The following is a 22,258-nucleotide window of genomic DNA, read 5'->3' as shown; positions in this document are numbered from 1 at the left end:
TGGGAAGGCGCGTGGCGCGCCGGTGCCAATGGAGCCAGCGAACGCAGCCAGCGAAACGCAGCCAGCGAACCGCAGCCGTCGAGACCATTTCAATTCGCATGATTGGGGAGAACTGCAGATGTACCGTTCCTTGATGAGCGCCGCGATGGCGGCCCTGATGACGCTGTCCGGCGCCGCGATGGCGCAGGATGCCTATCCCAACCGTCCTGTCCGGCTGATCGTGCCGCAGTCGGCGGGCTCGGGGGGCGACGTGGTGGCGCGGATGCTGGGCGACAAGCTGAGCCAGGAGCTGGGACAGTCCGTGGTGGTCGACAATCGCGCCGGCGCCAACGGCATCATCGGCACGTCCTTCGTGGCCAAGCAGCCCGCCGACGGCTACACGCTGCTGCTGACCGGTGTGTCGCAGGTCAGCTTCAACCAGCATCTGTACAAGTCGCTGCCCTACGATCCGCAGAAGGACTTCACCTTCATTGCTCCCGTGGTCGATACGCCGTTCGTGCTGGTGACCAGCAAGGCCAGCGGCATCACGTCGATGGCCCAGTTCATCGAGAAGGCGAAGGCCAAGCCGGGCGGACTGACCTTCGGCAGCGCCGGCGTCGGCAATTCCACGCATCTGGCGATGGAGATGCTGGCCGACAAGGCCGGCATCAAGCTGACGCATGCCGCGTACAAGGGCTCGGGTCCGGCACTGACCGGCGTGATCGCCGGTGAAGTCGATGCGATGGTCAGCGTGATCGGTTCGGCGCTGCCCCAGATCACCGGCGGCAACGTGGTGCCGGTGGCGATCGTCGGGCAGAAGCGCGCCAAGGAATTGCCCAATGTGCCGACGGTCAAGGAAGCGGGTCTGGACGTGCCCGTGATGCCTGGCTGGTACGCCTTGCTCGGGCCGGCCAATATGGATGCCAAGGTGGTGGCTCGGCTGAATGCGTCCGTGCAGGCCTTCCTGTCGGATCCGCAGGTCAAGAGCAAGCTGGCGTCGCTCTATCTGGAGCCGCTGGCAGGGTCGGCCGAGGCGATCAAGCAGCGCGCCGTGACGGACGCCAAGGTGTGGGGCGAATTCATCAAGCGGCGCGGGATTCAGAACTCGTGACGGTCGGACAGCTCAAGGACGGCCATTCAAGGGGGCCATTCAAGGGCTATTCGAGGGGCTATTCAAGGGGTTATTTGAGCCCGCAGCCCGGCGGCGTCGAATAAGGTCGCTGTCGCCCCCCGCACGCGGGGGCCCGGTGACCTGACTTCGCACACCGCCGAACTTCCGCAGGGCCGGGGAAGACCAGCCTGTCGGGCGGCAGCGCCATACCGCTAACTCTGCAACTCCGGCACGTTGCCGGCTTCCTCGTGCACGGTCAGGCGATCGTCGACATCCTGTACGCCGGCGATGGCCCGCACGGCCGCGATCAGTGCCTCGTGTTCGGCCGACAGGATGTGTCCGCTCAACCAGACTCGCCCGCCGACCACGGCCACGTCGATCGCGCCGGGGTGGCCCACGAGACGGCCCATTTCCGCGCGAACGCGCTCGGCGATGGTGTTGTCATCGGCCGCGTGCTTGCCCAGGCCGGTCGCGCTACGTACCTTCGCCGCGATGCCCTGCATCCGGTCGGTGATCCGTTTTGCCTGCTTCTCCGCGAGATCCTGCATGTCGTGGCGGCTTGCCTCGGCCTTGTCGCGCAGCTCCGCGCGGCGCCGGCGGCCCGACTGCGGATCGAACAGGTACATGATCGCCGCGCCAACCGCCGCCGCGACCGCAAATGGCAGCAGGCCCGGCTTGCTGCCGTGCGTGTCGCGCTGCATGCCTTCCCGCCGCTCCTCGTGCATTCCGTCGTTCATTTGCGCCTCCTTGAGAACAATGGCTACACCCCCCGCCCGGCGGCGGGGAAGCGCTTAAAGCGGGGAGCATCAGGTGTGCCAGTTCGACGGTGCGGAAGGGGAGCCGGCGTGGTGGGCGAAAGCGGCGTGCGAGCTCGCAGATAAAGCGATCCGGCGCCCCGGCGGGGAGGTGAAATTTACCGATGGGGAAATCAGTGTTGCAGAGACGCCTGCAGAGGGGCCTGCAGAGGAAGCCTGCAGAGCGGGCCTGCAGAGGGGGCCTGCAGAGGGGGCCTGCAGAGGGGGGCTGCAGAGGGGGCCTGCAGAGGGGGCCTGCAGAAGGGCTGGTAGAAGGGCTGGCAAGAGGGCCGGCAGAAGCGCTGACAGAAGCGCTGGCAGAAGGATTTGCAGAGAGGCTTTAGGGACGCGGCTTCGCCGCGATTCGACGTGGTGCCGCCTTTTCCGCCTCATTGACCCCGTCGTTCTCCAATACTTCGGCCACGCGCGTCTTCAACATCGGCACCACCTCTTCACCGAACCACGCGTTCCGCTGGAACCACGCCACATTGCGCGGCGAGGGATGCGGCAGCGGAACATATCGCGGCCCATATTCCGCCCACGCCATCACGGTCTCGGTCAGCGACGGCTTGTTCGCGGCGCCGAGAAAATACCGCTGCGCATGGAGGCCGACGAGCAGCGTCAGCTCGATGTGCTCCAGCCCGGCCAGAATCCGGTCCATCCACATCGGCGCGCACTCCGGCCGCGGCGGCTTGTCGCCACTGGCAGCGCGGCCGGGATAGCAGAGGCCCATCGGCACGATGGCAAATCGGGTCGGGTCGTAGAACGTCTCGGCATCGACGCCCAGCCACTCACGCAGCCGCTTGCCGCTGGCGTCGTTCCATGGGATGCCAGTCTGGTGGACCTTCGTCCCCGGCGCCTGGCCGACGATCAGGATGCGGGATTGCGGCGAGGCCTGCAGTACAGGGCGGGCGCCGAGCGGCAAATCCGGTTCGCAGGCCCTGCAGGCCCGGACCTCGGAGAGCAGTGTGTCGAGATTGGTGATGCGTTGTGCCTTCATATCAAAGGAAGCTGCGCGGCGGTAGTTGCCGTAGAGGCGGTGGCTTCGGGGCCATCCAGCCTGGTTGCGCGACACTATCAATGTCGCGATAATCGGTTTTCGCGACACTACGCCCGCCTTTAATGTCGCGATTTACCCAATCCCGACATTAAGCGATGCCAAGACCCATCCCAACCCGGCAATACGAAGTCGTCCTGGACGTGGTGGCGCGCCACCCAGAAGGCGTCGGCATTGAGCAGATCGATGCGAGCCTGCACGAGGTTGCGACCAAGCGGACCCTGCAGCGGTGGTTGAACGATCTGATCTCGCAAGGATACCTGCGCCGCGAGCGGGCCGGCCGTGCGACGCGGTATCGGTTGGCGACGCTGGTCACCGCTGCGGGCAGCGTCAAGCTGGAGGTAAGGACCACCGGGCGGGACGGTCTTCGGGTGCCCCTGACCGCCGAGGCGGAATCGGTTCAGGCCCATGTACTGCAACCGCTGTCGCAGCGCAATCCGGTCGGCTACAACCTGGCGTTCCTCGACGGCTACCGTCCCAATCGAACGTTTTATCTTCCGGAGTCGATACGCGCGGAGCTGAAGGCGCAGGGCAGCGTGATCGATGCCCATGAGCCCGCCGGCACTTACGCGCGGCAAATCGCGAGCCGCTTGCTGATCGACCTGTCGTGGAACTCCAGTCGCCTGGAAGGCAACACGTATTCGTTGCTGGAAACCGAGCATCTGCTGTCCGTCGGCGAAGCCGCGGAAGGCAAGGACGCACTCGAAGCGCAGATGATCCTGAACCACAAGGAGGCCATCGAGTTCCTGTTGGCGGGCGCCGAGGACATCCAGTTCAACCGCTATACGATCCAGAATCTGCACGCGCTGCTTTCGGAGAACCTGCTGCCGGATCCCGGTGCCAGCGGGCGGCTGCGCACCATTGCCGTCGGCATCGGGCAAACGTCGTTCACGCCGTTGGACGGCCCGCAGCGGATAGCAGAATGCTTCGACCGCGTGCTGCTGACGGCGGCTGCCATCGAGGACCCGTTCGAGCAGGCGTTTTTCGCCATGGTCCATTTGCCTTATCTGCAGCCGTTCGAGGACGTCAATAAACGGGTCTCGCGGCTGGCCGCCAATATTCCGCTGATCCGGCAGAATCTGTGTCCGCTGTCCTTCGTCGACGTTCCGCAGCAGGTCTATATCAGCGCCATGCTGGCCGTCTATGAATTGAATCGAGTCGAGTTGCTGCGCGACGTGTTCGTATGGGCTTACCAGCGCTCATGCGCGCGCTACTCCGCTGTCCGCCAGTCGGTCGGGGAGCCCGACCCGTTCCGCATGCGATATCGAATCCAGATCGGCGAGACCGTTGCGCAGGTGGTGCGCATGCGGATGAACAAGGTCCAGGCCGTGGCCTTTATCCGAAGCCGCGCAGAGCAGTTGGCGGAGCAGGATCGCTCCCGCTTTGTCGAGGTTGTCGAAACGCAATTGATGACCTTGCATCTTGGCAGCATTGCGCGGTTCCGCTTGCGCCCGAGCGAATTCGAGAAATGGGCCGAAGTCTGGCAGTGAAATAACGCGCGGTCAGGCAATTCCCGAGCAGTTTCCGGGAAGTTTCCGGCAACCCGATATTGCAGGTTTTACAATCCGCGATATCGAGTGGCCGCGATGATTCCCCACGTAACAGGTTTCCAGCGACGGCATGCTTCTTGCCCCGCCCCGGTCATCAGCGAACCACCAAAAGGCCCGCATGAAGCCACGGCAAGACGGTCGCAAGGGAGGCAAGGCAATGAAACGCATCGGCGAGACCGCCCGGTTGCGCGACACTCTGGAATCGGCCGACGACAGGACGGCGGCCAGCGGGGCCGTGCCGGTGCCGCCGGCCGAAGCGCTGACCGGCGAGGTCTGGCGCAAGGGTGCGCGTGTCACGTTGCCCGTCAGGCAATTGCGGCCCACGCAAATGACGGTTGGCCTGTATCACGTCCAGAGCAAGATGGACGTCACCCTGCGCCATCAGGGCCGCAAGCAGATCGAGCTGATGGAGCGGCATCGCATCCATGTCGTGATCGGGCCCGGCCCGGCCTTCTACGTCATCGACCACCATCACTGGGCGCGCGCCTGGTATGAGCTCGGCATCGAAAGCGCGCCGGTGGTGATCAAGCACAACTGGAGCGCGCTGCCGCCCGATCGCTTCTGGCTCGAGATGGAGGCCCGGCATCTGGTCCATCCCTACGATCAATACGGCGAGCGGCAGGGGCTCGCCGCCCTGCCGCATTCGCTGGCCGAGATGCGCGACGATCCGTACCGCAGCCTGGAGGCCTTCGCCCAATTGGCCGGCGGCTACGACAAGGTCAAGCAGGCCTATCCCGATTTCCGCTGGGCCGATTTCTTCCGTCGCCACGTCGACGGGCGCCTGGATACCGTGCCCGGTTTCGCGCTGGCGCTCGCGCATGCCGTCAAGCTGGCGCGCAGCAGCAAGGCGCGCGGCTTGCCGGGTCATCTCGATGACCGGGAGGATGGCAAGTCTCGCGGCAAGGCTGGCGGCAAGGCGAAGCTCGGTTCCATCGGCAAGGACAAGGGCACCAAGTCCAGCAAGTCCGGCGGCTCCGGCAAGTCCGGCAAGTCCGACGGAAAGGCGTGATGACGGCGCGCGCGCAGGCGAGCACGATCGCGCCGGCGGCGGCCTTGCCCGAGCGCCTCGATGGGCTGCCCTGGTCGCGCTGGCACTGGCGCGTGGTGATCGCGCTCGGCGTGGCATGGGTGCTCGACGGTCTGGAGGTCACGCTGGTCGGCTCGCTCGGCGGCGTGCTGCAGCGGCCCGATACGCTGGGGCTGTCGGCCGCGCAATTCGGCTGGTCGGGTTCGATCTATATCGCCGGCGCGGTGCTCGGCGCGCTGATCTTCGGCCGCCTGACCGATCGCCTTGGCCGCAAGCGGCTGTTCCTGCTGACGCTGGCGGTCTATATGGGCGCGACGCTGGCGACCGCCTTCTCGCCGAACTTCGCGGTCTTTGCGCTATGCCGCTTCGTCACCTGCCTGGGTATCGGCGGCGAATACGCGGCGATCAATTCGGCGATCGACGAACTGGTGCCGGCACGCGTGCGCGGCCGCGTCAGCCTCGCGATCAATGGCAGCTTCTGGCTGGGCGCGGCACTCGGTGCGGGCCTGAGCCTGGTGCTGCTGGACCCGCGCGTGCTCGGTCCCGAACTGGGCTGGCGCGCGGGCTTCGCGCTGGGCGCGATCCTGGCCGTGGCGATCCTGCTGGTGCGGCGCGACGTGCCGGAGAGCCCGCGCTGGCTGCTGACGCATGGCCGCCCGGAAGAGGCGCTGCGGATCGTCGAGCGGATCGAGGCCGAGGTCTACGGGCATTCGGCGCATACCGCCCGCGACGACACCGTGCTGCGACAAATGCCGCGCACCGCGGGACAGGCGACGCCGTGGCGCGAGGTCGCCGACGTGATGCTGCATCGCTATCGGAGACGCACCGTGGTCGCGCTGGCGCTGATGATCTCGCAGGCCTTCTTCTACAACGCGATCTTCTTCACCTACGCGCTGGTGCTGACGCGCTTCTACGCCGTGCCCGATGCCCGCGTGGCGCTCTATCTGTTTCCCTTCGCGCTCGGCAACGTGCTTGGCCCATTGATCCTTGGCCCGCTGTTCGACCAGGTCGGCCGGCGCAGGATGATCGGCCTGACCTATTGCCTGTCCGGCGTGGGGCTGGCGCTGACCGGCTGGGCCTTCGTGCAGGGCTGGGTCGAGGCGCGCGGCTTGGCGCTGTGCTGGTCGGCGGTATTCTTCCTCGCGTCGGCCGCGGCAAGCTCCGCGTATCTGACGGTCAGCGAGGTCTTCCCGCTGGAAATCCGCGCACTGGCCATCTCGATCTTCTTTGCGATCGGCACCGGCGCCGGTGGATTCGTGGCGCCGGCGCTGTTCGGCATGCTGGTCGAAACGGGCAGCCGGGAAGCGGTGGCGATCGGTTATGCGATCGGCGCGGCGCTGGTGATCATCGCCGGTCTGCTGGCGTGGCGATACGCGGTCGACGCCGAACGCAAGCCGCTGGAGGCGGTGGCGGCGCCGCTGCGGCCGTATCGCGACTGAGCACGACTGAGTGCGACTGAGTGCGACTAAACGCGCCGGCACGCCGCCGCCACCATCACCAGCCGTTGTGCGCCGCGCCGCTATCCACGCGCCGGTGCGCGGCAAAGCGTTGCAGCAGGAAATCGACCAGCGCGCGCGTCTTCGCCGACAGGTGGCTGCGCGTCGGGAACACGATGTAGATATCGGCGTTCGGCAGGCTCCATTCCTTCAGCACCGGCTGCAGCTCTCCGCTGCGCAATAGCGGCGCCACATCCCATTCCGAACGCACCAGGATGCCATGCCCTTCGCGCGCCCAGCCCAGCGCCGATTCCCCGTCGTTGGTGCTCAGTGGGCCGCGCACCTTTACGGTCTCCTGCCGCGTGCCGCTGCGCAAATGCCAGGTGCCGAACGTCTCGTCGCTCTCGCGAATGAAGATGCACTGATGCCGCGTCAAGTCCTGCGGCGTGGCCGGCGTGCCGGCGGCCTTCAGATACGCAGGGGTGGCGCACAGCAGGCGGCGATTGTTTGCCAGCAGCCGCGCAGTCAGCCGCGCGTCCGGCAACTCGCCGAAGCGGATCGACGCATCGAAGCCCTGTTCGACCAGATTGACCGGGCGGTCGCTCAGATGCAGCTGCACCTCGACGCGCGGATGCAGCCGCGCGAAGGCGGACAGTGCAGGCGCGATATACCGCCGGCCGAAGCCAAGCGTCGCGCTGATCCGCAGCAGACCGTGCGGCGTCGCGCCGCTGCCCGCCACGGTGCGCTCCAGCGCCTCCAGTTCGGCGAGCACGCGCGCGCCTTCGACCAGATAGGTCTCGCCCTCGGGCGTCAGGCTGAGCCGGCGCGTGGTCCGTTGCAGCAGGCGCACGCCGAGGCGCCGCTCGAGCGCGGCCAGGCGCTTGCTGACCGCGGGGGGCGTGACGCCGAGTTGCTGCGCGGCGGCGGCCAGGCTGCCGTGCTTGTTGACGGTGGCGAAGAAGGCGAGATCGGAGAAGCCGTCCATGAAGGGTGGATCTGGTGGAGGGGGAGCCGAGCGACCGACGGGAGTGGTGATTCGTGAATCGCAGTTAATCAAGCATGATCCGGCCGGAAATTATGCTGGTTTTCATCAATGATACGATGCCTTCCACAACAAGACCAACAACGAAACCAATAACGAAATCAACAACGAACCCCCGAGTGGACGGAGACAACGATGAAACTGCAACTCCTTTGCGCCGGCCTGACGCTGGCTTTCGGTAGCACGGTCGTCGCCGCGGGCGCGTATGCGCAGGGCTATCCCGAGCGGCCGATCAAGCTGGTGGTGCCCTACGCGCCGGGCGGCAGCGCCGATATCGCGGCGCGGCTCGTCGCCGACGAATGGGCCAAGGCGCTCGGCGGCACCATCGTGATCGAGAACAAGGGCGGCGCCGGCGGCAATATCGGCGTCGATGCGGTCGCCAAGGCGGCCGGCGATGGCTACACGATCGGCCTGCAGACGGTGTCGCTGGCGATCAATCCGTCGCTGTTCGCGAAGATGCCGTACGACACGCAGAAGGACCTGGCGCCGATCGGCATGGTGGCGAGCTCCCAGCATGTGCTGGTGGTCAACAACCAGCTGCCGGCCAAGGACCTGAAGGGGCTGCTGTCGATGCTGAAGGCCCAGCCCGGCAAGTACACCTATGGATCGGCGGGCCCGGGCAGCACCTTCCACATGGCGGCCGAGTTGTTCAAGAGCGTGGCCAATGTGCCGATCGAACATATCCCGTATCGCGGTGGCGGTCCGGCGCTGATGGACACCATCGCCGGCCAGGTCAACATGAGCTTCCCGGTGCTGTCCGCCGCGCAGCAGCAGGTGCAGGCCGGCAAGCTGCGCGCGATCGGCGTGACCGGACCCAAGCGCTCGCCGCTGATGCCCGATGTGCCCACCATCGACGAGGCGGGCCTGCCGGGCTATGCCTTCGAGACGTGGTTCATGGTGTTCGCCCCGGCCGGCACGCCGCAGCCGGTGATTGCCAAGCTGAACGCCGCGCTCAATACCGCGTTGAACGCGCCGGCACTGAAGGCCCGCATGGTGCGCGAGGGCTTCGATCCGATGCCGTCCACGCCGGAGCAGGCCCGCGCCCGCCTCGCCAAGGAAATGCCGCTGTGGGCCAGGCTGATCAAGGAGCGCGGCATCTCGGCGGAGTAAGCCATAAGCCAGGCACATTGCCCGCGACAGGCGCCGCGGAACATCGCGGCATGACATATCGCCTCATTCGGAACCCTGCATGATTCCCCGCACGCTATATCGCAAGCTGGTCGATTCGCATACGGTCGCCAGACTGGACGACGACAACGTCCTGCTGTTCTGCGATCTGCATCTGATGAACGAGTACACCAGCCCGCAGGCCTTCGCCGGCCTGCACGAGCAGGGCCGGCCGGTGCTGATGCCGGGGCAGAACGTCGCCGTGGTCAGCCATATCATCCCGACGCATCCCGGCGCGATCCGCGTGATTGCCGACCCTGCGTCGGCCCTGCAGGCGAGCAACCTGAAGGCCAACTGCGACCGGCACGGGATTGCGCTGTTCGATACCAACGACAGGCTGCAGGGCATCGAGCATGTGGTCGCGCCCGAGCACGGCATGATCCGGCCCGGCATGGTGGTGATCTGCGGCGACAGCCATACCACCACCTATGGCGCGCTGGGTGCGCTCGGCTTCGGCATCGGCACCTCGGAGGTCGAGCATGTGCTGGCGACGCAGACGCTGGTCTACCGGCTGGCAAAGGACATGCGGATTCGCGTCGACGGCACGCTGCCGGCTGGCACCACGGCCAAGGACCTGGTACTGATGATCATCGGCCGGATCGGCGCGCAGGGCGCGCGCGGCTATGTGGTCGAGTTCTGCGGCAGCGCGATCGAATCGCTCAGCGTCGAGGCCCGCTTCACGCTGTGCAATATGGCGGTCGAGGCCGGCGCGCGCGGCGCGCTGATCGCGCCCGACGCCACCGCCATCGAGTACGTGCTGCAACGCGCGCCGGATATCGATGAGGAACTGCAGCCGCAGGCGCTTGCCGCCTGGCGCGCACTGCGCAGCGATGCCGACGCGGCCTTCGACGTCGAACACCGTTTTGATGCCAGCGACGTGGCGCCCCATGTCACCTGGGGCACCAGCCCGGATCAGGTCGTGCCGGTGGGCGGACGGATCCCCGATCCGCTGGAACAACCGGAGGGCCCCGCACGCCGCAGCACCGAGCAGGCGCTGTCCTATACGCGTCTGGAGCCCCGCGCGCCGATCGCCGGCACGCCGATCCAGCACGTATTCATCGGCTCCTGCACCAACGCCCGCATCGAGGACTTGCGTGCGGTGGCCCAGGTGGTGCGCGGCCGGCGCGTGGCGGACGGCGTACGCGCGATGGTGGTGCCCGGCTCGGGCGCGGTCAAGGCGCAGGCCGAGGCCGAGGGCATCGCCGCGCTGCTGATCGACGCCGGCTTCGAATGGCGGCAGCCGGGCTGCTCGATGTGCCTGGCGATGAACGACGACGTGCTGGAGGCCGGCGTGCGCTGCGCCTCGACCACCAACCGCAATTTCGAAGGCCGGCAGGGCAGGGGGGCGATCACCCATCTGATGAGCCCTGCGATGGCGGCCGCCGCCGCCGTGACTGGCCGCATCACCGATGTACGCGCACTGGAGCGCCACCATGACTGAAACGCTTCGTATCGACGGCAAGGCCGCGGCGATCCGCATCGAGAACCTGGACACCGACCAGATCATGCCGAAGCAGTTCCTGCGCGGCATCGACAAATCGGGGCTGGCGCAAGGGCTGCTGTACGACCTGCGCTTCGACGCGAAGGGCGAGCCGCGCGCCGACTTCGTGCTCAATCGCCCGCAATACGCCGGCACGTCGATCCTGATCGGCGGCTCCAACTTCGGTTGCGGCTCGAGCCGCGAGCATGCGGTCTGGGGTTTGCAGCAGTACGGCATCCGCGCGGTGATCGCGCCGAGCTTCGGCGAGATCTTCTATTCGAACGCGATGAACAACAGGCTGCTGCTGGTGATGCTGTCGCCGGAGCAGGTCGCCGCGCTGATGGAGATCGTCGAGGCCAGCGACGGTGGTCCGGTCGGCATCGACATCGAAGCGATGCGGCTGCACGCCGAGGGCCTCGATGCCGGCTTTACGCTGTCGGCGCGCCATCGCGAGATGTTCCTGCAGGGGCTGGACATCATCGGCCTGTCGCTGGCGTATCGGCAGCAAATCGAGGCCTTCGCCGAGCGGCGCTGGGCCGCCGAGCCTTGGACGCGCGACATCGCCGCGGTGACGCGCCGACGGCTCGGCGGTAGCGCCGGGTAAGCATCGATTGCCTGCCGCCTGCCTATACTCAATGCAGCCCGCCGGCCTTGACCGGTGTCGCGCCGGCGGCGCCTGGGCGGACCTCGATCCGCCATTTCATGCAGGCAGCGTCAGGAGGCAGCAATGGGACGCAAATATATCGATTGCCGGGAAATTCCCAGCGACACCAAGTGCACGGTGGCGATCAGCGCCGACAGCGAGGAAGAACTGCTGGAGGCCGCGGTGCAGCATGCGGTGGAGGTCCATCATCATGACGATTCGCCGCAGCTGCGCGAGCAGCTGAAGGCAGCCTTCAAGGAAGGCGCGCCGCCGGCATGATGGGCGCCGGCAGCGCCGATGGCGATCACGATGACCCGCCGGCTTCGAGCCGGCGGTTTCGTTTCTGCCGGCGCGACGTTGCGCGCGGCCGGTCTCTCAGGCCGGGGTCGCGGCGAGCGCGGCGTTTTCGCGCTTGAGCGTTTCGCGGGCGCTGGCGACGGCCCGCCGCCGCGCCGCCAGTTCCGCGGCGGCCGCGTCGAGCTCTGCCTGCATCGTGACGAGACGCGCGCGCACCAGCGTGGGCGACGGACCGCCGGCGGCCATGCGGGCGCGGACACCCTGCACCGGGTCCAGGCAGCGCTGCACCGCCTCTTCGCTCAGGCCGATCGCGCGGCCGATCTGCTGGCGCGCGGCGATGTCCACCATGTCGCTGGTGATGCGGTCGGCGGGCAGTTGCGCGTCCAGCGCCTGGCGCACCACGGCGCCGACGATATGGTGCGCCTCGCGGAATGACAGATCGGCCTCGCGCACCAGCGCATCGGCAAGATCGGTGGCCGCGGAGAAGTCCCGGCGCGCGCGCAGCAGCATATTGTCGCGCAGCGGCGTGGCCGAGCCGATCACCAGCGTCAGCAGCCGGGCGCTGCGCAAGCATTCGTCGGCGCATTCCCAGAAGCTGCGCATGCTCTCGCGGTTGCCGTCGCCGGTATGCGAGAAGTTGGTGCCCTTGACCGTCGACAACGCGGCGGTCAGCAGGCCGGTCAGATGCGCGCCCTTGCCCTTCAGGTATTCGAGCACGACCGGGTTCTTTTTCTGCGGCATGATGCTCGACGTCCCGGCCACGCTGTCGGGGAAGTCGATCAGGCCGAATTCCGGCGTCGACCAGACGAAATAGTCCTGTGCGATGCGGCTCCAGCCGACGGCGGCGATCGTCATCGCCGACATCATCTCCCAGGCGAAATCGCGCGATGCCACCGCGTCGAGCCCGTTGGCGACGCAGCGCGAGAACCCGAGCAACCGTGCGGTTTCCTCGCGCTGGATCGGGAAGGCGGTACCCGCGAGCGCACCGGCACCGAGCGGGCAGGCATCGAGCGCATCGAGTGCGCGCAGCAGCCGTTCGGCATCGCGGGCAAAGGCGTCGGCCAGACCGACGAGGTAATAGCCGTAGGTGATCGGCTGCGCCGCCTGCAGATGCGTGTAGCCCGGCATCACCGTGTCGGCGTGCTGCCGCGCCATCGTCAGCGTGGTCGCGCGCAAGGCCTGGATGGCCTCGAGCAGCGCCAGCCCGGCATCGCGGGCGCGCAGCCGATCATGCGTGGCGAGGATGTCGTTGCGGCTGCGTGCCACATGGAGCCGGCCGCCGGCGTCGGCGCCCGCGGTCTGCATCAGCTGCGCTTCGTAGTTGAAGTAGGCGTCTTCGCGCGCCGGGTCGAGCGGCACCGCGTCGGGGCCTGCGCGTTCGATCTCCTCCAACGCCCGCGCGATCCGCGCCGCCATCGCGCGCGGCACCAGCCCGGCGGCATGCAGCATCAGCAGATGGGCCTGGTTGATGTCGGTGAGATAAGAGAAACCGCTGGCGAAATCGCGGTTCAGCCGTGGCAGGTAGATCAGCTCGCACACTTCGGGAGCGGTGGCCTGCTGCAGGCGGCGGCTGACTTTGGAAGCGGTGTGGTTTGCGGTGCTGTTGGTGGCGCAGCTGGCGCTGTTGGCGCCGTAGGTGGTATCGATTGCGTTCGTGTCCATATGGCCCGGGGGGGATAGGGGAATTGGCATTGCGTTGTGGGCCAGTATGGAAATCGTCCTCCATATCGTCAAATCACAATCTGCGGTTGGCGCATACCAATTTGATATACCATCGCCACGCGCCTTCTCCACCACGACACGATGAACTTCAAGCAGATCGAAACCTTCCGCGCGGTGATGCTGGCGCGCTCGATGACCATCGCCGCGGAGCAACTCCATACCTCCCAACCGAACGTCAGCCGCGTGATCGCGCAGCTCGAGCGCGAGGCCGGCTTTCGCCTGTTCGAGCGCATTGCGGGCCGGCTGGTGCCGACCGTCGAGGGCGAGGCGCTGTTTCGTGATGTCGAGCGTGCCTTCGTCGGCCTGGATACGCTGCGCGATTCGGCGCGTGCGATCCGGCAGCTCGGCACGGGCGCACTGCGCATCGGCGCGGTGCCATCGATCGCGATGAGCGTGATGTCGCCTGCGATCCGCGAATTCCGCAAGCGGCATCCGGACGTCGCGATCTCCGTCCATACCAGCGATTCGCCGACGGTCGCCAAATGGACCGCGACGCGGTTCTGCGATTTCGGCCTGGTGTCCTACGTGGTCGATACGGCGGGCGTCGAGGCGACTTTGCTGCGCGATGTGCCGGGCGTCTGCATCGTGCCGGCCGATCACCGCCTCGCGCGCAAGCGCCGCATCGTGGCCAGCGATCTCGATGGCGAGACCTTTATCTCGCTGACCCATGGCGACGGCACGCGCGCCGCCATCGACGCCGCCTTCGTCCCCGATCGCCGCAAGCTGACGCTGGAGACGCCATACGCCGCGACGATCTGCACGATGGTCAGCATGGGTCTGGGCGTCAGCGTGGTGAATCCGGTGGTGATCCGGAGCCTGCGGATTGCCGGCGTCAAGGCGCTGCCGTTCGAGCCGGCGATCGTCTTCAACAGCTACGTGCTGCGCGCCCGGCAGCATCCGGAGCCGGCGCTGGCGCGGGCGTTTCTCGATTGCCTGCGGCGGGCGATCGGCTGAGTGCAAGACCGGCAGACGCCGCGGTCGCTACAATGACCCACGGTGATCCCACCGCCATCCGACCAACGCAACGGAATTCACGCCATGCCAAAACATATCGGCATCGTTGGCTGCTCCGCCGAGGGCGCCGCGCTGTGCTATCGGACCATTTGCGCCGAAGGCGCGCAGTTTCTCGGGCCGCACGGGCATCCCGAGATCTCGATGCATACGCCTTCGCTGGCCGACTATGTTGCCTGCCTGGATCGCGGCGACCTGCGCGGTGTCGGCGAGCTGATGCTCGATTCCGCCAACAAGCTGGCGCGGGCCGGCGCCGATTTCCTGATCTGTCCGGACAACACGATCCACCAGGGGTTCGAACATGTCGCGCCGCATTCTCCGCTGCCGTGGCTGCATATCGCCGAGGTGGTCGCGGACGAAGCGGCTCGGCGTGGTTATCGCAAGGTTGGCGTGACCGGTACCCGGTGGCTCGTCGACAGCGAGGTCTATCCGGAAAAACTGGCGGCGCGGGGCATCGAGGCGGTACGACCTGGTTTGCAGGAGCGCGCGGAAATCGGCCGGCTGATCATGGACGAGCTGGTCCGCGGCGTCCTGCGAACGGAAACCACCGCGTACTTCCAGAGCGTGATTGCAGGTCTGAAGGCACAGGGCTGCGAGGCGGTGGTGCTCGGCTGCACCGAGATTCCACTGATCATCAGCGATGCCAATTCGCCGCTGCCGACGCTCGACTCGACGCGGCTGTTGGCCGCGCTGCGTTGCGGCTCGCGGTGGAGCCGGACAAATGAAGCCCCATGTTGTGGCGTTCATGCCACAAATCTGCCGTCGCAGCGCGGGGTATTTGCAGCGGACTTGTTGCGTCGCAGCAGATGGTATATAGTCGAGTCTGTCTCCTCCACCACCTCGGTGGATTCCAGCCGCGCGAAACTTCGCGCGGTTTTTTTTCGCCCCCTACGAAGGCGGCGAGCCGTGCCTGGTCGGGTCGGTTTCCCCGGCGATTTCCGCATATCGTAAGACGCGCCGCGAGAATGGCGGCTTGCGGGCGTCACGCTGCACCACACCGGCGATCCGCCCGCACCATCGCGCGGCAAGCCCGCACCACCCCGGCGAATACACGGTCCCGGCCGTCAATTTATTGCGTTGCAACATCGAATCTCATAGAGTGGCTGAAACGTCGATTTCCGCTGCCCGATGCGTGTTGTATTCGCTGTGACCCGTCCTGTTTCCGCCGTCGCCGCCGCCATCCTCGCCACCGTTCGCGAGACGGCCATGAAAGCCCGCGCCGGGGGCCTGTGCCGCCGCGGCGCGGTCTATGGCGCGTCCTTCCTCGCCCTTGCCACGATGGGTTGGCTGGGCGCCGACCAGGGCCTGCTATGGTCGGCCACCGCTTCGATCTGGACTTGCCTTGCCGATCCGGGCGGCACCGCGCGAGACCGGTTGCCTCCGCTTGCCGCGGTGGGCGTCGGCGGGGCGCTCGCGAGCGCGCTCGGAGGAGCATTGGCCGGCAGCCCGATCGCCGCGTTACTGGTGCTGGTCTCGGCCGGCCTCGCCGCCGGCATGGTCGAACTGCGCGGCACGGCCGCTGCGTTGTCGGCCAAGTTGCTCTACGTGGTGTTGATCGCCGCCTGCCTGCAACCGGTTGGCGAGGCGAGCGCCGCCACATGGGCACTGGAACTGGGACGGGACTATCTGCTTGGTGGCGTGTTTGCCTGCGCGCTCTCGCTGGCGCTGCTGCCCTCGGCACGCGATACGCGGCCGCGGCCGCAGATGGTGGCGATCTTCGCGGCGCTGGAAGCGCTGGCCCGCACGCTCGCCGAAGCGACGCCACTCGCCGACGACCGCGACGCCAGTACGCAAAGCGATGCGCAGACCGACATCGGCAAGCGGCGCGTTCGCGAACGAATCGAGCAGGCGCGCGAACTGATCGCGACGCAACGTAGCTGGTTCGATCCGGCCACGTTGCTGCATTACCGTTATCTGATCGCGATGGCCGAGGCGGTGTTCGCCCTGCTGATCGTCGCTTCCGATCTGCGCGGCAGGCGCGGCCACGAACGGCTGCCGCTGCGCCACCTGCATCGCTGCCTCGACGATCTGCGCGAGCAGATCGAGCAGGGCCTGGCCCGCCATGCGGCCGATCTGCCCGCGCTGACGCGGTCGATGTATCTGCAGCTCAAGCGCCTGCACGGCCAGGTCGCCAATGCCAGCGCACCGCCGCTGTATCACGCCGCGCTGGCATCGCTGGCGCGCTTTCCCGACTTTGCCGCATGGCGCGCGTCTTTCCATTGGCCGCGCCGCTCGCTATGGATCGGCCTGCGCGCGTGGGGAACGACGCTGGCCGAGCTCGGTGCGCGCGATGCGCGCGTGACGCGCCACGCGGCCCGGCTGGCACTGGCCGGCGGCCTCAGCCTGCTGCCCGGTCTGGTCTGGCAGCTCGATCATGGCTACTGGGTCGCGGTGACCGTGATCATGGTGCTGAGCCCGCAGCTGCAGACCACGCGCCGTATTTCGCTGCAGCGCTTCGCCGGCTCGTTGGGCGGCGCGCTGCTGGCCTGCCTGGTGGGGCTGCTGCATCCCACCGCCCCAGTCGCGCTGGCGATCAGCGCGGTGTCGCTGTCCGCTGCCTATGTGGCCCGCCTTGCCGGCAGCCCGGGCCTGTTCGCACTGATGCTGACGCCGGCGGTGATCCTGTTTTCGTGGATCGGCGAACCTGCTTCCGACAGCAGCCACGTCGCGATGCTGCGCGGCGCCGATACCGCCTTCGGCTGCCTGATCGCGCTGGCGAGCTATCTGGTGCTCGCCCCGCGCGCCGAGCTGTCACGCGCCCGCCGCCGCGCGCGGGAAGCGGTGGCCATCCATGCGATCTATCTGCGGGCGGCCTTTGCGCAGGCACTGTCCGATGCCGAACTGGAACCGTCCGAGACGCGGCTGGAAGCGCTGCGCGTGGCCGCGGGCCGCGCATCGGTGCGCGCGGAACAGGCGCTCGAGCAGGCCGGCGCCGAACTGGGCCCGGCCATCGTGGCGGAATTCGCGCGGCTGCATGTGACCGTGCGGAAGATGGCGGCGCTGGCCGGCGTGATTCGCGCGGAGGCGGTCTGCAGCGAAGCGCCGGTACCGGCGAGCGCCGACACGCGGCGTTGGCTTGCGCAGGTGCAGGACGAACTGGCGACGCTGGCGGCGAGGCCAGGGGAGGCTGCAGCGACCGACATCGCCGTGAAGAGCGAAGACACCAAGCACGACGGCACCCATCAAGCCGCACCGCCATGGCGCGACCGCTTCCTGCTCGAACAGGGGGTGCTCGCCCGCCGCTATGCCGCGCAGGCGCACGCCGGCGTGACGGCGATCGCCACGATGGTTCCCGCGCGCGGCGGCCGCTGGCGCCGCGTCCTGGCGGCCGGCTGAACGGCTCATGAACGGCTCATGAACGGCTCATGAACGGCTCATGAACGGCTTCCTGGCCGGCATCGACCGGTTTCCGAGCGGCTTCCTGCCCAACCAGCAAAAAAGCCCGACGGCAGGTCGCCGTCGGGCTTCGGGAATTGCCGGCGTGAGGCCGGCATCGGACGCTATGGCGTACGCTTACGCGCCGATCGGCTTGCCGTCCTTGTGGCGAACCACGATGGTCGACGAGCGCGCCGGCAGGCTGGCGCTGGGCCATGCGCCGTTCGGGTGCTGGATGTTGATGAAGAACGTCGTCAGGTCCGGCGTGTAGGCGATGCCGGTGATCTCGCAGCCGTGCGGGCCCACCAGGAAGCGCTTGCACTCGCGGGTCTGCTGGTCGACGTAGTGCATCGAGTTGGCACCGAAGATGTCGGTCGTGCTGCTGCCGGTGCCGGCATCGGTCTGCACCCACAGGCGGCCCTTCGGATCGACGCGGATGCCGTCCGGGCTCGAGAAGGTGTCGCCGACGATGTTGCCCTTCAGGTTGTCCGCGGCCAGCGACGGGTCGCCGGCCAGCAGGAAGATTTCCCAGGTGAAGGTGGTCGCCAGCGGCGAGTCGCCCTGTTCCTTCCAGCGGATGATGTGGCCGTGCGGGTTGGTGGCGCGCGGGTTGGCCGCATCGGTGACGCGGCGGCCGCCGTTGTTGGTCAGCGTGCAGTAGACGGTCTTGTCCAGGCCCACGGTGATCCATTCCGGACGGTCCATCAGCGTGCCGCCGGCGACGCGGGCCGCGGCCTTGGTCTTGATCAGCACGTCGGCCTGGGTGTTGAAGTCCACCGTCGTCGGCGCCGGCGGCGTGGTCGACTGGGTGTAGTTGCCCGGATCGCTGGCGCCGGTGACCAGGCCGTTCTTGCCTTGGGTCAGCTCGACCCACTGGCCCGAGCCGTCGGCGTTGAACTTGGCCACGTACAGCGTGCCCTGGTCGAGCAGGTTGGCGTTGGCGGCGCGGTTGTTCGGATCGAAGGCATTGCTCGGGATGAACTTGTAGATGCAGCCCGGGGTGCCGTCGTCGCCCATGTAGAACGCCACGCGGTTGCTGGCGTCCGTCATGTACGCGGTGTTCTCGTGGTCGAAGCGGCCCATCGCGGTGCGCTTGGTCGGCGCGCCCAGCTGGTTCAGCGGGTCGATCTCGACCACCCAGCCGTAGCCTTCTTCCGGGTTCGACTGGTCGAGGTAGTTGTCGGTGGTCTCTTCGCAGGTCAGGTACGTGCCCCACGGCGTGGCGCCGCTCGAGCAGTTGTTCAGCGTGCCGACCACGCTGCCGCCGAGCGCGGCGGCAGCCGGGCCGCCCACCTTGTAGATGGTGTTGCCGGTATAGCGCTTGTTGTAGCGCGAGTCGCGCTTGACGCGCCACTTGCCGTCGACGAATTCGATTTCGATGATCGACACGCCGACCGACGACAGCGCGATGCGCTTCTGCTCGGCCGTGGCCGTGGCTTCGTCGTAGCTGGTCGGAAACAGGATGGCCGAATCCATCGCTTCGTGATTGATCGCCAGCAGGCCGCCCTTCTGCGGGTCGACGCCGGGGATCTCGAAGAAGTGCATGCCGTCGTGGTTGCCGCCGGCCTGGCGCTCGGTTTCCGCCGAGCTCTGGAATGAGCCGCTATAGCCGACCGAGCCGATTTCGACCGGATCGCCGGCGGAGAACAGGACCTCGTACGAGTAGTTCTCGGGCAGCGTCACCGTGTCGGCGGTGACCTTGTCCGCCACCGGGTTGAAGCCGATGCTGTAGTCCAGCGGCTGGCTCGGGGTCGGGCCGGGGGCCGGAGCCGGGGCCGGCGCGGGATCGTCGTCGCCACCGCAGGCAGCCAGCAGGCCGGTCGAACCGAAGACCGACAGCAGCGACAGGCTCAGGCCGCCGCGCAGGACCTTGCGACGGGGCGGGTTGGCGGCGACGATCTCTTCGAGCGTCTGGCCGGGAACGGTGATGTAGCCTTCAGCCGCACGGCGCGGCTCGCGCGCTTTATCGGTGATGTAAGACATGACGGGGGGACCTCCCTTTGTTGGTTTGAATGCCGGGCATCGCATCGCGGCCCTATCGAGGTCTTATCGAAGCCTTATCGAAGCGATATCGAGGGCAATCGAAGACATTTCGCGGCCGCATCGTGCCAATGCGATGAATGCAGCGGCAAGTGCAAATTGACGGCGAGGTGGATGCTAGGGGCGGTCCGTGACGTCGCGATGAAAAGATGTCTGATGCAATGGCATCAAGTGCGGCGGAAGGCGCGGCCGGCGGCCTTGGCGACGAAACTTCATCGGAATTTCATCGGCGTGTCATCGCGCCGTCATGCCGGCGTGTTTCAGCCGGCCTTGCGGAAGGTCAGGTTCAGGCGAAGCGTCCCCAGCAGCGGATGGTCGCCGTCGGCCAGTGGCGCGATGCCGTGATAGAAGAGCCGGCTCGGCCCGCCCCAGACGACGATATCGCCGTGCGCCACGCGGATGCGGGCGGGACGGTCGGCGCGTCGCGCGCCGCCGAACAGAAACACCGCCGGCAGTCCCAGCGAGACGGAAACGATCGGCGCATGCAGATCGCGCTCGTTGCGGTCCTGATGCAGCGACAGCCGCGTGCCGGGCGTATAGCGGTTGATCAGGCAGGCATCCGGTACAAAGCCGGGATACCCGGCCGCCGCCGCGGCCTCGCGCGCCAGTTCGACGAAGACCGCCGGCATCGCGGGCCAGGGCCGGCCGCTGTCCGGGTCGTTGGGGTCATAGCGATAGCCGCGCTCGTCCGACACCCAGCCGAGCGTGCCGCAATTGGTCATCGCCACCGACATGCGAAAGCCGCCGGGCGTGACCAGATGACGGAAGGGGGCTTGGGCGTGGACCTGTTCGATCGCCTGACGCAGCGCCGGCGCACGCGACAGCGCGAAGCCGCGCAGCACCACGGCACCCGGCCCGATCGCTTCGCTGTGTTCCCCGCCCCGGCTGTGAGGCTCGGGCAGGTTGTCGAACAGGTCGAAGGTCATGGGGGGACGGCGCGTGTCGATTCACTGGGAGAGGGAATGATACGCCGGCGGGTGGAGTCGCCCGCAGGTTGACTCCCCTCCCCCGCCCGCGGGAGAGGGGTTGGGGGAGAGGGAGCCCACCCAGCTGACTATCCGCCTGCTCAGGCGAACGTATCGACCTCACCCAGCGCCACGCGACGCGGCGCCGCCGGTGCCGTCGCCGTCTGGGCCGCGCCAGGCTGCTGGAACTCCGTCACGCCCTGGGCGAAACCCTGGCCGCGATGCTGCGGGGCCTGCTGTTGCCCCTGGCCCGGCTGGCCGGCGAACTGCTCGGCGCCGACCGAGGTCTGGCCGAGCTGGATGCCGCTGTCGGCCATCGCATGGCGCAGTTGGGGCAGGGCGGCTTCGACCGCCGCGCGCACGCTGGCGTGCGGCGAGACGAACTGGGCCTGGGCCTGGTCGTTGACCACATTGAGCACGACCTTCAGCGGACCAAGGTCGGGCGGGTTCAGTTGCAGTTCGGCGGTGTGGTTGCCCTGCGTGGTCAGGCGGACCATCTGCTGGCCCAGGGCCTGCGGCCACTGCGGATCGCCGACGCGCGGGGCCAGCGGCAGCGTGACTGCGGCTTGCGCGCCCGATTGCGCACCGAGCGTGGTGGCGGTGCCGTGCGCCAGCGGCGTGGCACCCTCGATCGGCGCGGCCACCGCGCCGTTGTCTTCACCCGGTGCCTTGGCGGCGGCCGACGCGGCCTGCAGGGCGGCCTGCAACGCGGCCGTCGGCGATACGGTGGTGCTGCTCGCCGCCGCAGCGGGCTGCTGTGCAGGGGCAGCGAACTGGCTGGCGGCGCCGTCGCGGCCGCCGGCAGCGCCGTCCTGCTTGCCGCCGGTGTCGGCGGATGCCTGCCCTTGCGCGGCGGTCAGCGCGGACCTGGCAGCCGCGTCGAACGACACGGCGGGCTTGCCGGCATCCGCATCGGCCGGCGTGGCGGGCTTGGCCGCGGCCGCGTCCGGCGCGGTGGTGGTCGTTGCCAGCGCCGCGCGTTGCGACGCGATGGTGTTCAGGGTGTCCTCGGCCACCGACGATGCAGCTTCTGGTGCGGGGGCCGCAGCCGGCAACTGGCCGGCGATGGCAGCGTTCGCCGCGACAGGCGTGGCCGTGCCAGCCGCCGGGCCCGTGCCGGCCGCGGCCGCAGCCGCCGCACCAGCCGGACCAGCCGCGGGCGCGGCCGGCAGCATCGCCCCCAGCAGCGTCGCGGCGGCCGCGGCTGCGGCGTTGTCGTGGGTGCCGGTCTCGTCGTCGGCCAGATCGGTGCTGTCCTTCCGGCCTTCGGCGGCGCCCTCGGCCTTGCCGGTGCTCCCCTGCGTCTTGCCGGCATCGGCGCCGGCGTCGGCCGGGTCCGCCTTCTTGCCGGTCTCGGCAGCGTTCTTGCCTGCGCTGTCGGCCGTTTTGCCGCTTTTGGCCGGCTGCTGCTGTTGGCTGGCCGCGCTCGCTTCGCCGGCCTGCGTCTGGCGTGCGCGCGCCAGGGCATCGCCGAACTCGCTCGCGCCCGAAGCGGGCTGCGGGTTGCGCGGAGCGTTGGCGGGTGCGGCGCCGCCGCTGACGATTTGGCTGATGTCGATCAT

General features: G+C 67.9%; 18 protein-coding genes. 11 read left to right on the top strand and 7 right to left on the bottom strand.

Going from position 1 to position 22,258, the window contains the following annotated elements:
• Nucleotides 1–118 precede the first annotated feature (118 nt).
• On the top strand, nt 119–1,090 hold the full coding sequence (locus KZ686_RS18760; protein WP_265634857.1) for a Bug family tripartite tricarboxylate transporter substrate binding protein: 972 nt from the start codon (nt 119–121) through the stop codon (nt 1,088–1,090).
• A gap of 212 nt (nt 1,091–1,302) precedes the next feature.
• Here KZ686_RS18760 and KZ686_RS18755 read toward each other — a convergent pair whose 3' ends face one another.
• Together KZ686_RS18755 and KZ686_RS18750 are read right to left on the bottom strand one after the other, a co-directional pair.
• Nucleotides 1,303–1,791 (bottom strand): YtxH domain-containing protein, encoded by a 489-nt coding sequence (locus tag KZ686_RS18755; protein WP_265634854.1) that lies wholly within the window; start codon nt 1,789–1,791, stop codon nt 1,303–1,305.
• Nucleotides 1,792–2,224: 433 nt separating this feature from the next.
• Nucleotides 2,225–2,884 carry a uracil-DNA glycosylase family protein gene (locus tag KZ686_RS18750; RefSeq protein ID WP_265634852.1) on the bottom strand — a complete coding sequence of 220 codons (660 nt, stop codon included), beginning with the start codon at nt 2,882–2,884 and terminating at the stop codon, nt 2,225–2,227.
• Between the two features lie 155 nt (nt 2,885–3,039).
• Between KZ686_RS18750 and KZ686_RS18745 the strand changes: the two genes are divergently transcribed.
• From KZ686_RS18745 to KZ686_RS18735, 3 genes are all read left to right on the top strand, one after another.
• Nucleotides 3,040–4,431 (top strand): Fic family protein, encoded by a 1,392-nt coding sequence (locus KZ686_RS18745; protein ID WP_265634850.1) that lies wholly within the window; start codon nt 3,040–3,042, stop codon nt 4,429–4,431.
• 217 nt (nt 4,432–4,648) lie between these two features.
• On the top strand, nt 4,649–5,500 hold the full coding sequence (locus KZ686_RS18740; protein ID WP_265634848.1) for a ParB/Srx family N-terminal domain-containing protein: 852 nt from the start codon (nt 4,649–4,651) through the stop codon (nt 5,498–5,500).
• On the top strand, nt 5,500–6,957 hold the full coding sequence (locus tag KZ686_RS18735; RefSeq protein WP_265634847.1) for an MFS transporter: 1,458 nt from the start codon (nt 5,500–5,502) through the stop codon (nt 6,955–6,957). Before KZ686_RS18740 ends, KZ686_RS18735 begins: the two co-directional genes overlap by 1 nt.
• Before the next feature lie 55 nt (nt 6,958–7,012).
• Here the strand turns inward: KZ686_RS18735 and KZ686_RS18730 are convergent, their stop codons facing one another.
• Nucleotides 7,013–7,939, bottom strand: a complete 927-nt coding sequence (locus tag KZ686_RS18730) for a LysR substrate-binding domain-containing protein (RefSeq protein WP_149319488.1) — start codon at nt 7,937–7,939, stop codon at nt 7,013–7,015.
• Between the two features lie 192 nt (nt 7,940–8,131).
• Between KZ686_RS18730 and KZ686_RS18725 the strand changes: the two genes are divergently transcribed.
• From KZ686_RS18725 to KZ686_RS18710, 4 genes are all read left to right on the top strand, one after another.
• On the top strand, nt 8,132–9,106 hold the full coding sequence (locus tag KZ686_RS18725) for a tripartite tricarboxylate transporter substrate binding protein (RefSeq protein WP_265634844.1): 975 nt from the start codon (nt 8,132–8,134) through the stop codon (nt 9,104–9,106).
• A gap of 79 nt (nt 9,107–9,185) precedes the next feature.
• Nucleotides 9,186–10,604 carry a 3-isopropylmalate dehydratase large subunit gene (gene leuC / locus KZ686_RS18720; RefSeq protein ID WP_226109353.1) on the top strand — a complete coding sequence of 473 codons (1,419 nt, stop codon included), beginning with the start codon at nt 9,186–9,188 and terminating at the stop codon, nt 10,602–10,604.
• On the top strand, nt 10,597–11,247 hold the full coding sequence (leuD, locus tag KZ686_RS18715; protein ID WP_265634840.1) for a 3-isopropylmalate dehydratase small subunit: 651 nt from the start codon (nt 10,597–10,599) through the stop codon (nt 11,245–11,247). The genes leuC and leuD overlap by 8 nt, the downstream gene beginning before the upstream one ends.
• 123 nt (nt 11,248–11,370) lie before the next feature.
• On the top strand, nt 11,371–11,565 hold the full coding sequence (locus KZ686_RS18710; protein ID WP_149319491.1) for a DUF1059 domain-containing protein: 195 nt from the start codon (nt 11,371–11,373) through the stop codon (nt 11,563–11,565).
• Between the two features lie 96 nt (nt 11,566–11,661).
• Here the strand turns inward: KZ686_RS18710 and argH are convergent, their stop codons facing one another.
• Nucleotides 11,662–13,245 carry an argininosuccinate lyase gene (gene argH, locus KZ686_RS18705; RefSeq protein ID WP_265634836.1) on the bottom strand — a complete coding sequence of 528 codons (1,584 nt, stop codon included), beginning with the start codon at nt 13,243–13,245 and terminating at the stop codon, nt 11,662–11,664.
• Between the two features lie 141 nt (nt 13,246–13,386).
• Here argH and KZ686_RS18700 point away from each other — a divergent pair, with 141 nt between their 5' ends.
• The 3 genes from KZ686_RS18700 (at nt 13,387) to KZ686_RS18690 (ending at nt 17,652) form a co-directional block, all read left to right on the top strand.
• Complete coding sequence (locus KZ686_RS18700; protein ID WP_265634834.1) at nt 13,387–14,259, top strand: LysR family transcriptional regulator; 873 nt, start codon at nt 13,387–13,389, stop codon at nt 14,257–14,259.
• Nucleotides 14,260–14,343: 84 nt separating this feature from the next.
• Nucleotides 14,344–15,267 (top strand): aspartate/glutamate racemase family protein, encoded by a 924-nt coding sequence (locus tag KZ686_RS18695; RefSeq protein WP_322784962.1) that lies wholly within the window; start codon nt 14,344–14,346, stop codon nt 15,265–15,267.
• Nucleotides 15,268–15,522: 255 nt separating this feature from the next.
• Complete coding sequence (locus tag KZ686_RS18690; RefSeq protein ID WP_265634832.1) at nt 15,523–17,652, top strand: FUSC family protein; 2,130 nt, start codon at nt 15,523–15,525, stop codon at nt 17,650–17,652.
• A gap of 177 nt (nt 17,653–17,829) precedes the next feature.
• Here KZ686_RS18690 and KZ686_RS18685 read toward each other — a convergent pair whose 3' ends face one another.
• The 3 genes from KZ686_RS18685 to KZ686_RS18675 all read right to left on the bottom strand — a co-directional run bounded on the left by KZ686_RS18685 (nt 17,830) and on the right by KZ686_RS18675 (nt 22,258).
• A complete protein-coding gene (locus tag KZ686_RS18685; RefSeq protein ID WP_265634830.1) occupies nt 17,830–19,674 on the bottom strand; it encodes a PhoX family protein in 1,845 nt (614 codons plus the stop codon).
• Between the two features lie 317 nt (nt 19,675–19,991).
• Entirely contained in the window at nt 19,992–20,657 is a 666-nt protein-coding gene (gene alkB / locus KZ686_RS18680; RefSeq protein WP_265634828.1) for a DNA oxidative demethylase AlkB, read from the bottom strand.
• Between the two features lie 140 nt (nt 20,658–20,797).
• A complete protein-coding gene (locus KZ686_RS18675; protein ID WP_265634826.1) occupies nt 20,798–22,258 on the bottom strand; it encodes a flagellar hook-length control protein FliK in 1,461 nt (486 codons plus the stop codon).

The organism is Cupriavidus cauae, assembly GCF_026210475.1.
In the GTDB taxonomy this organism is placed as follows: Bacteria; Pseudomonadota; Gammaproteobacteria; order Burkholderiales; family Burkholderiaceae; genus Cupriavidus; species Cupriavidus cauae.
The sequence above is the reverse complement of the archived record's forward strand: the minus strand, read 5'-3'. Positions and strand labels throughout refer to the sequence as shown.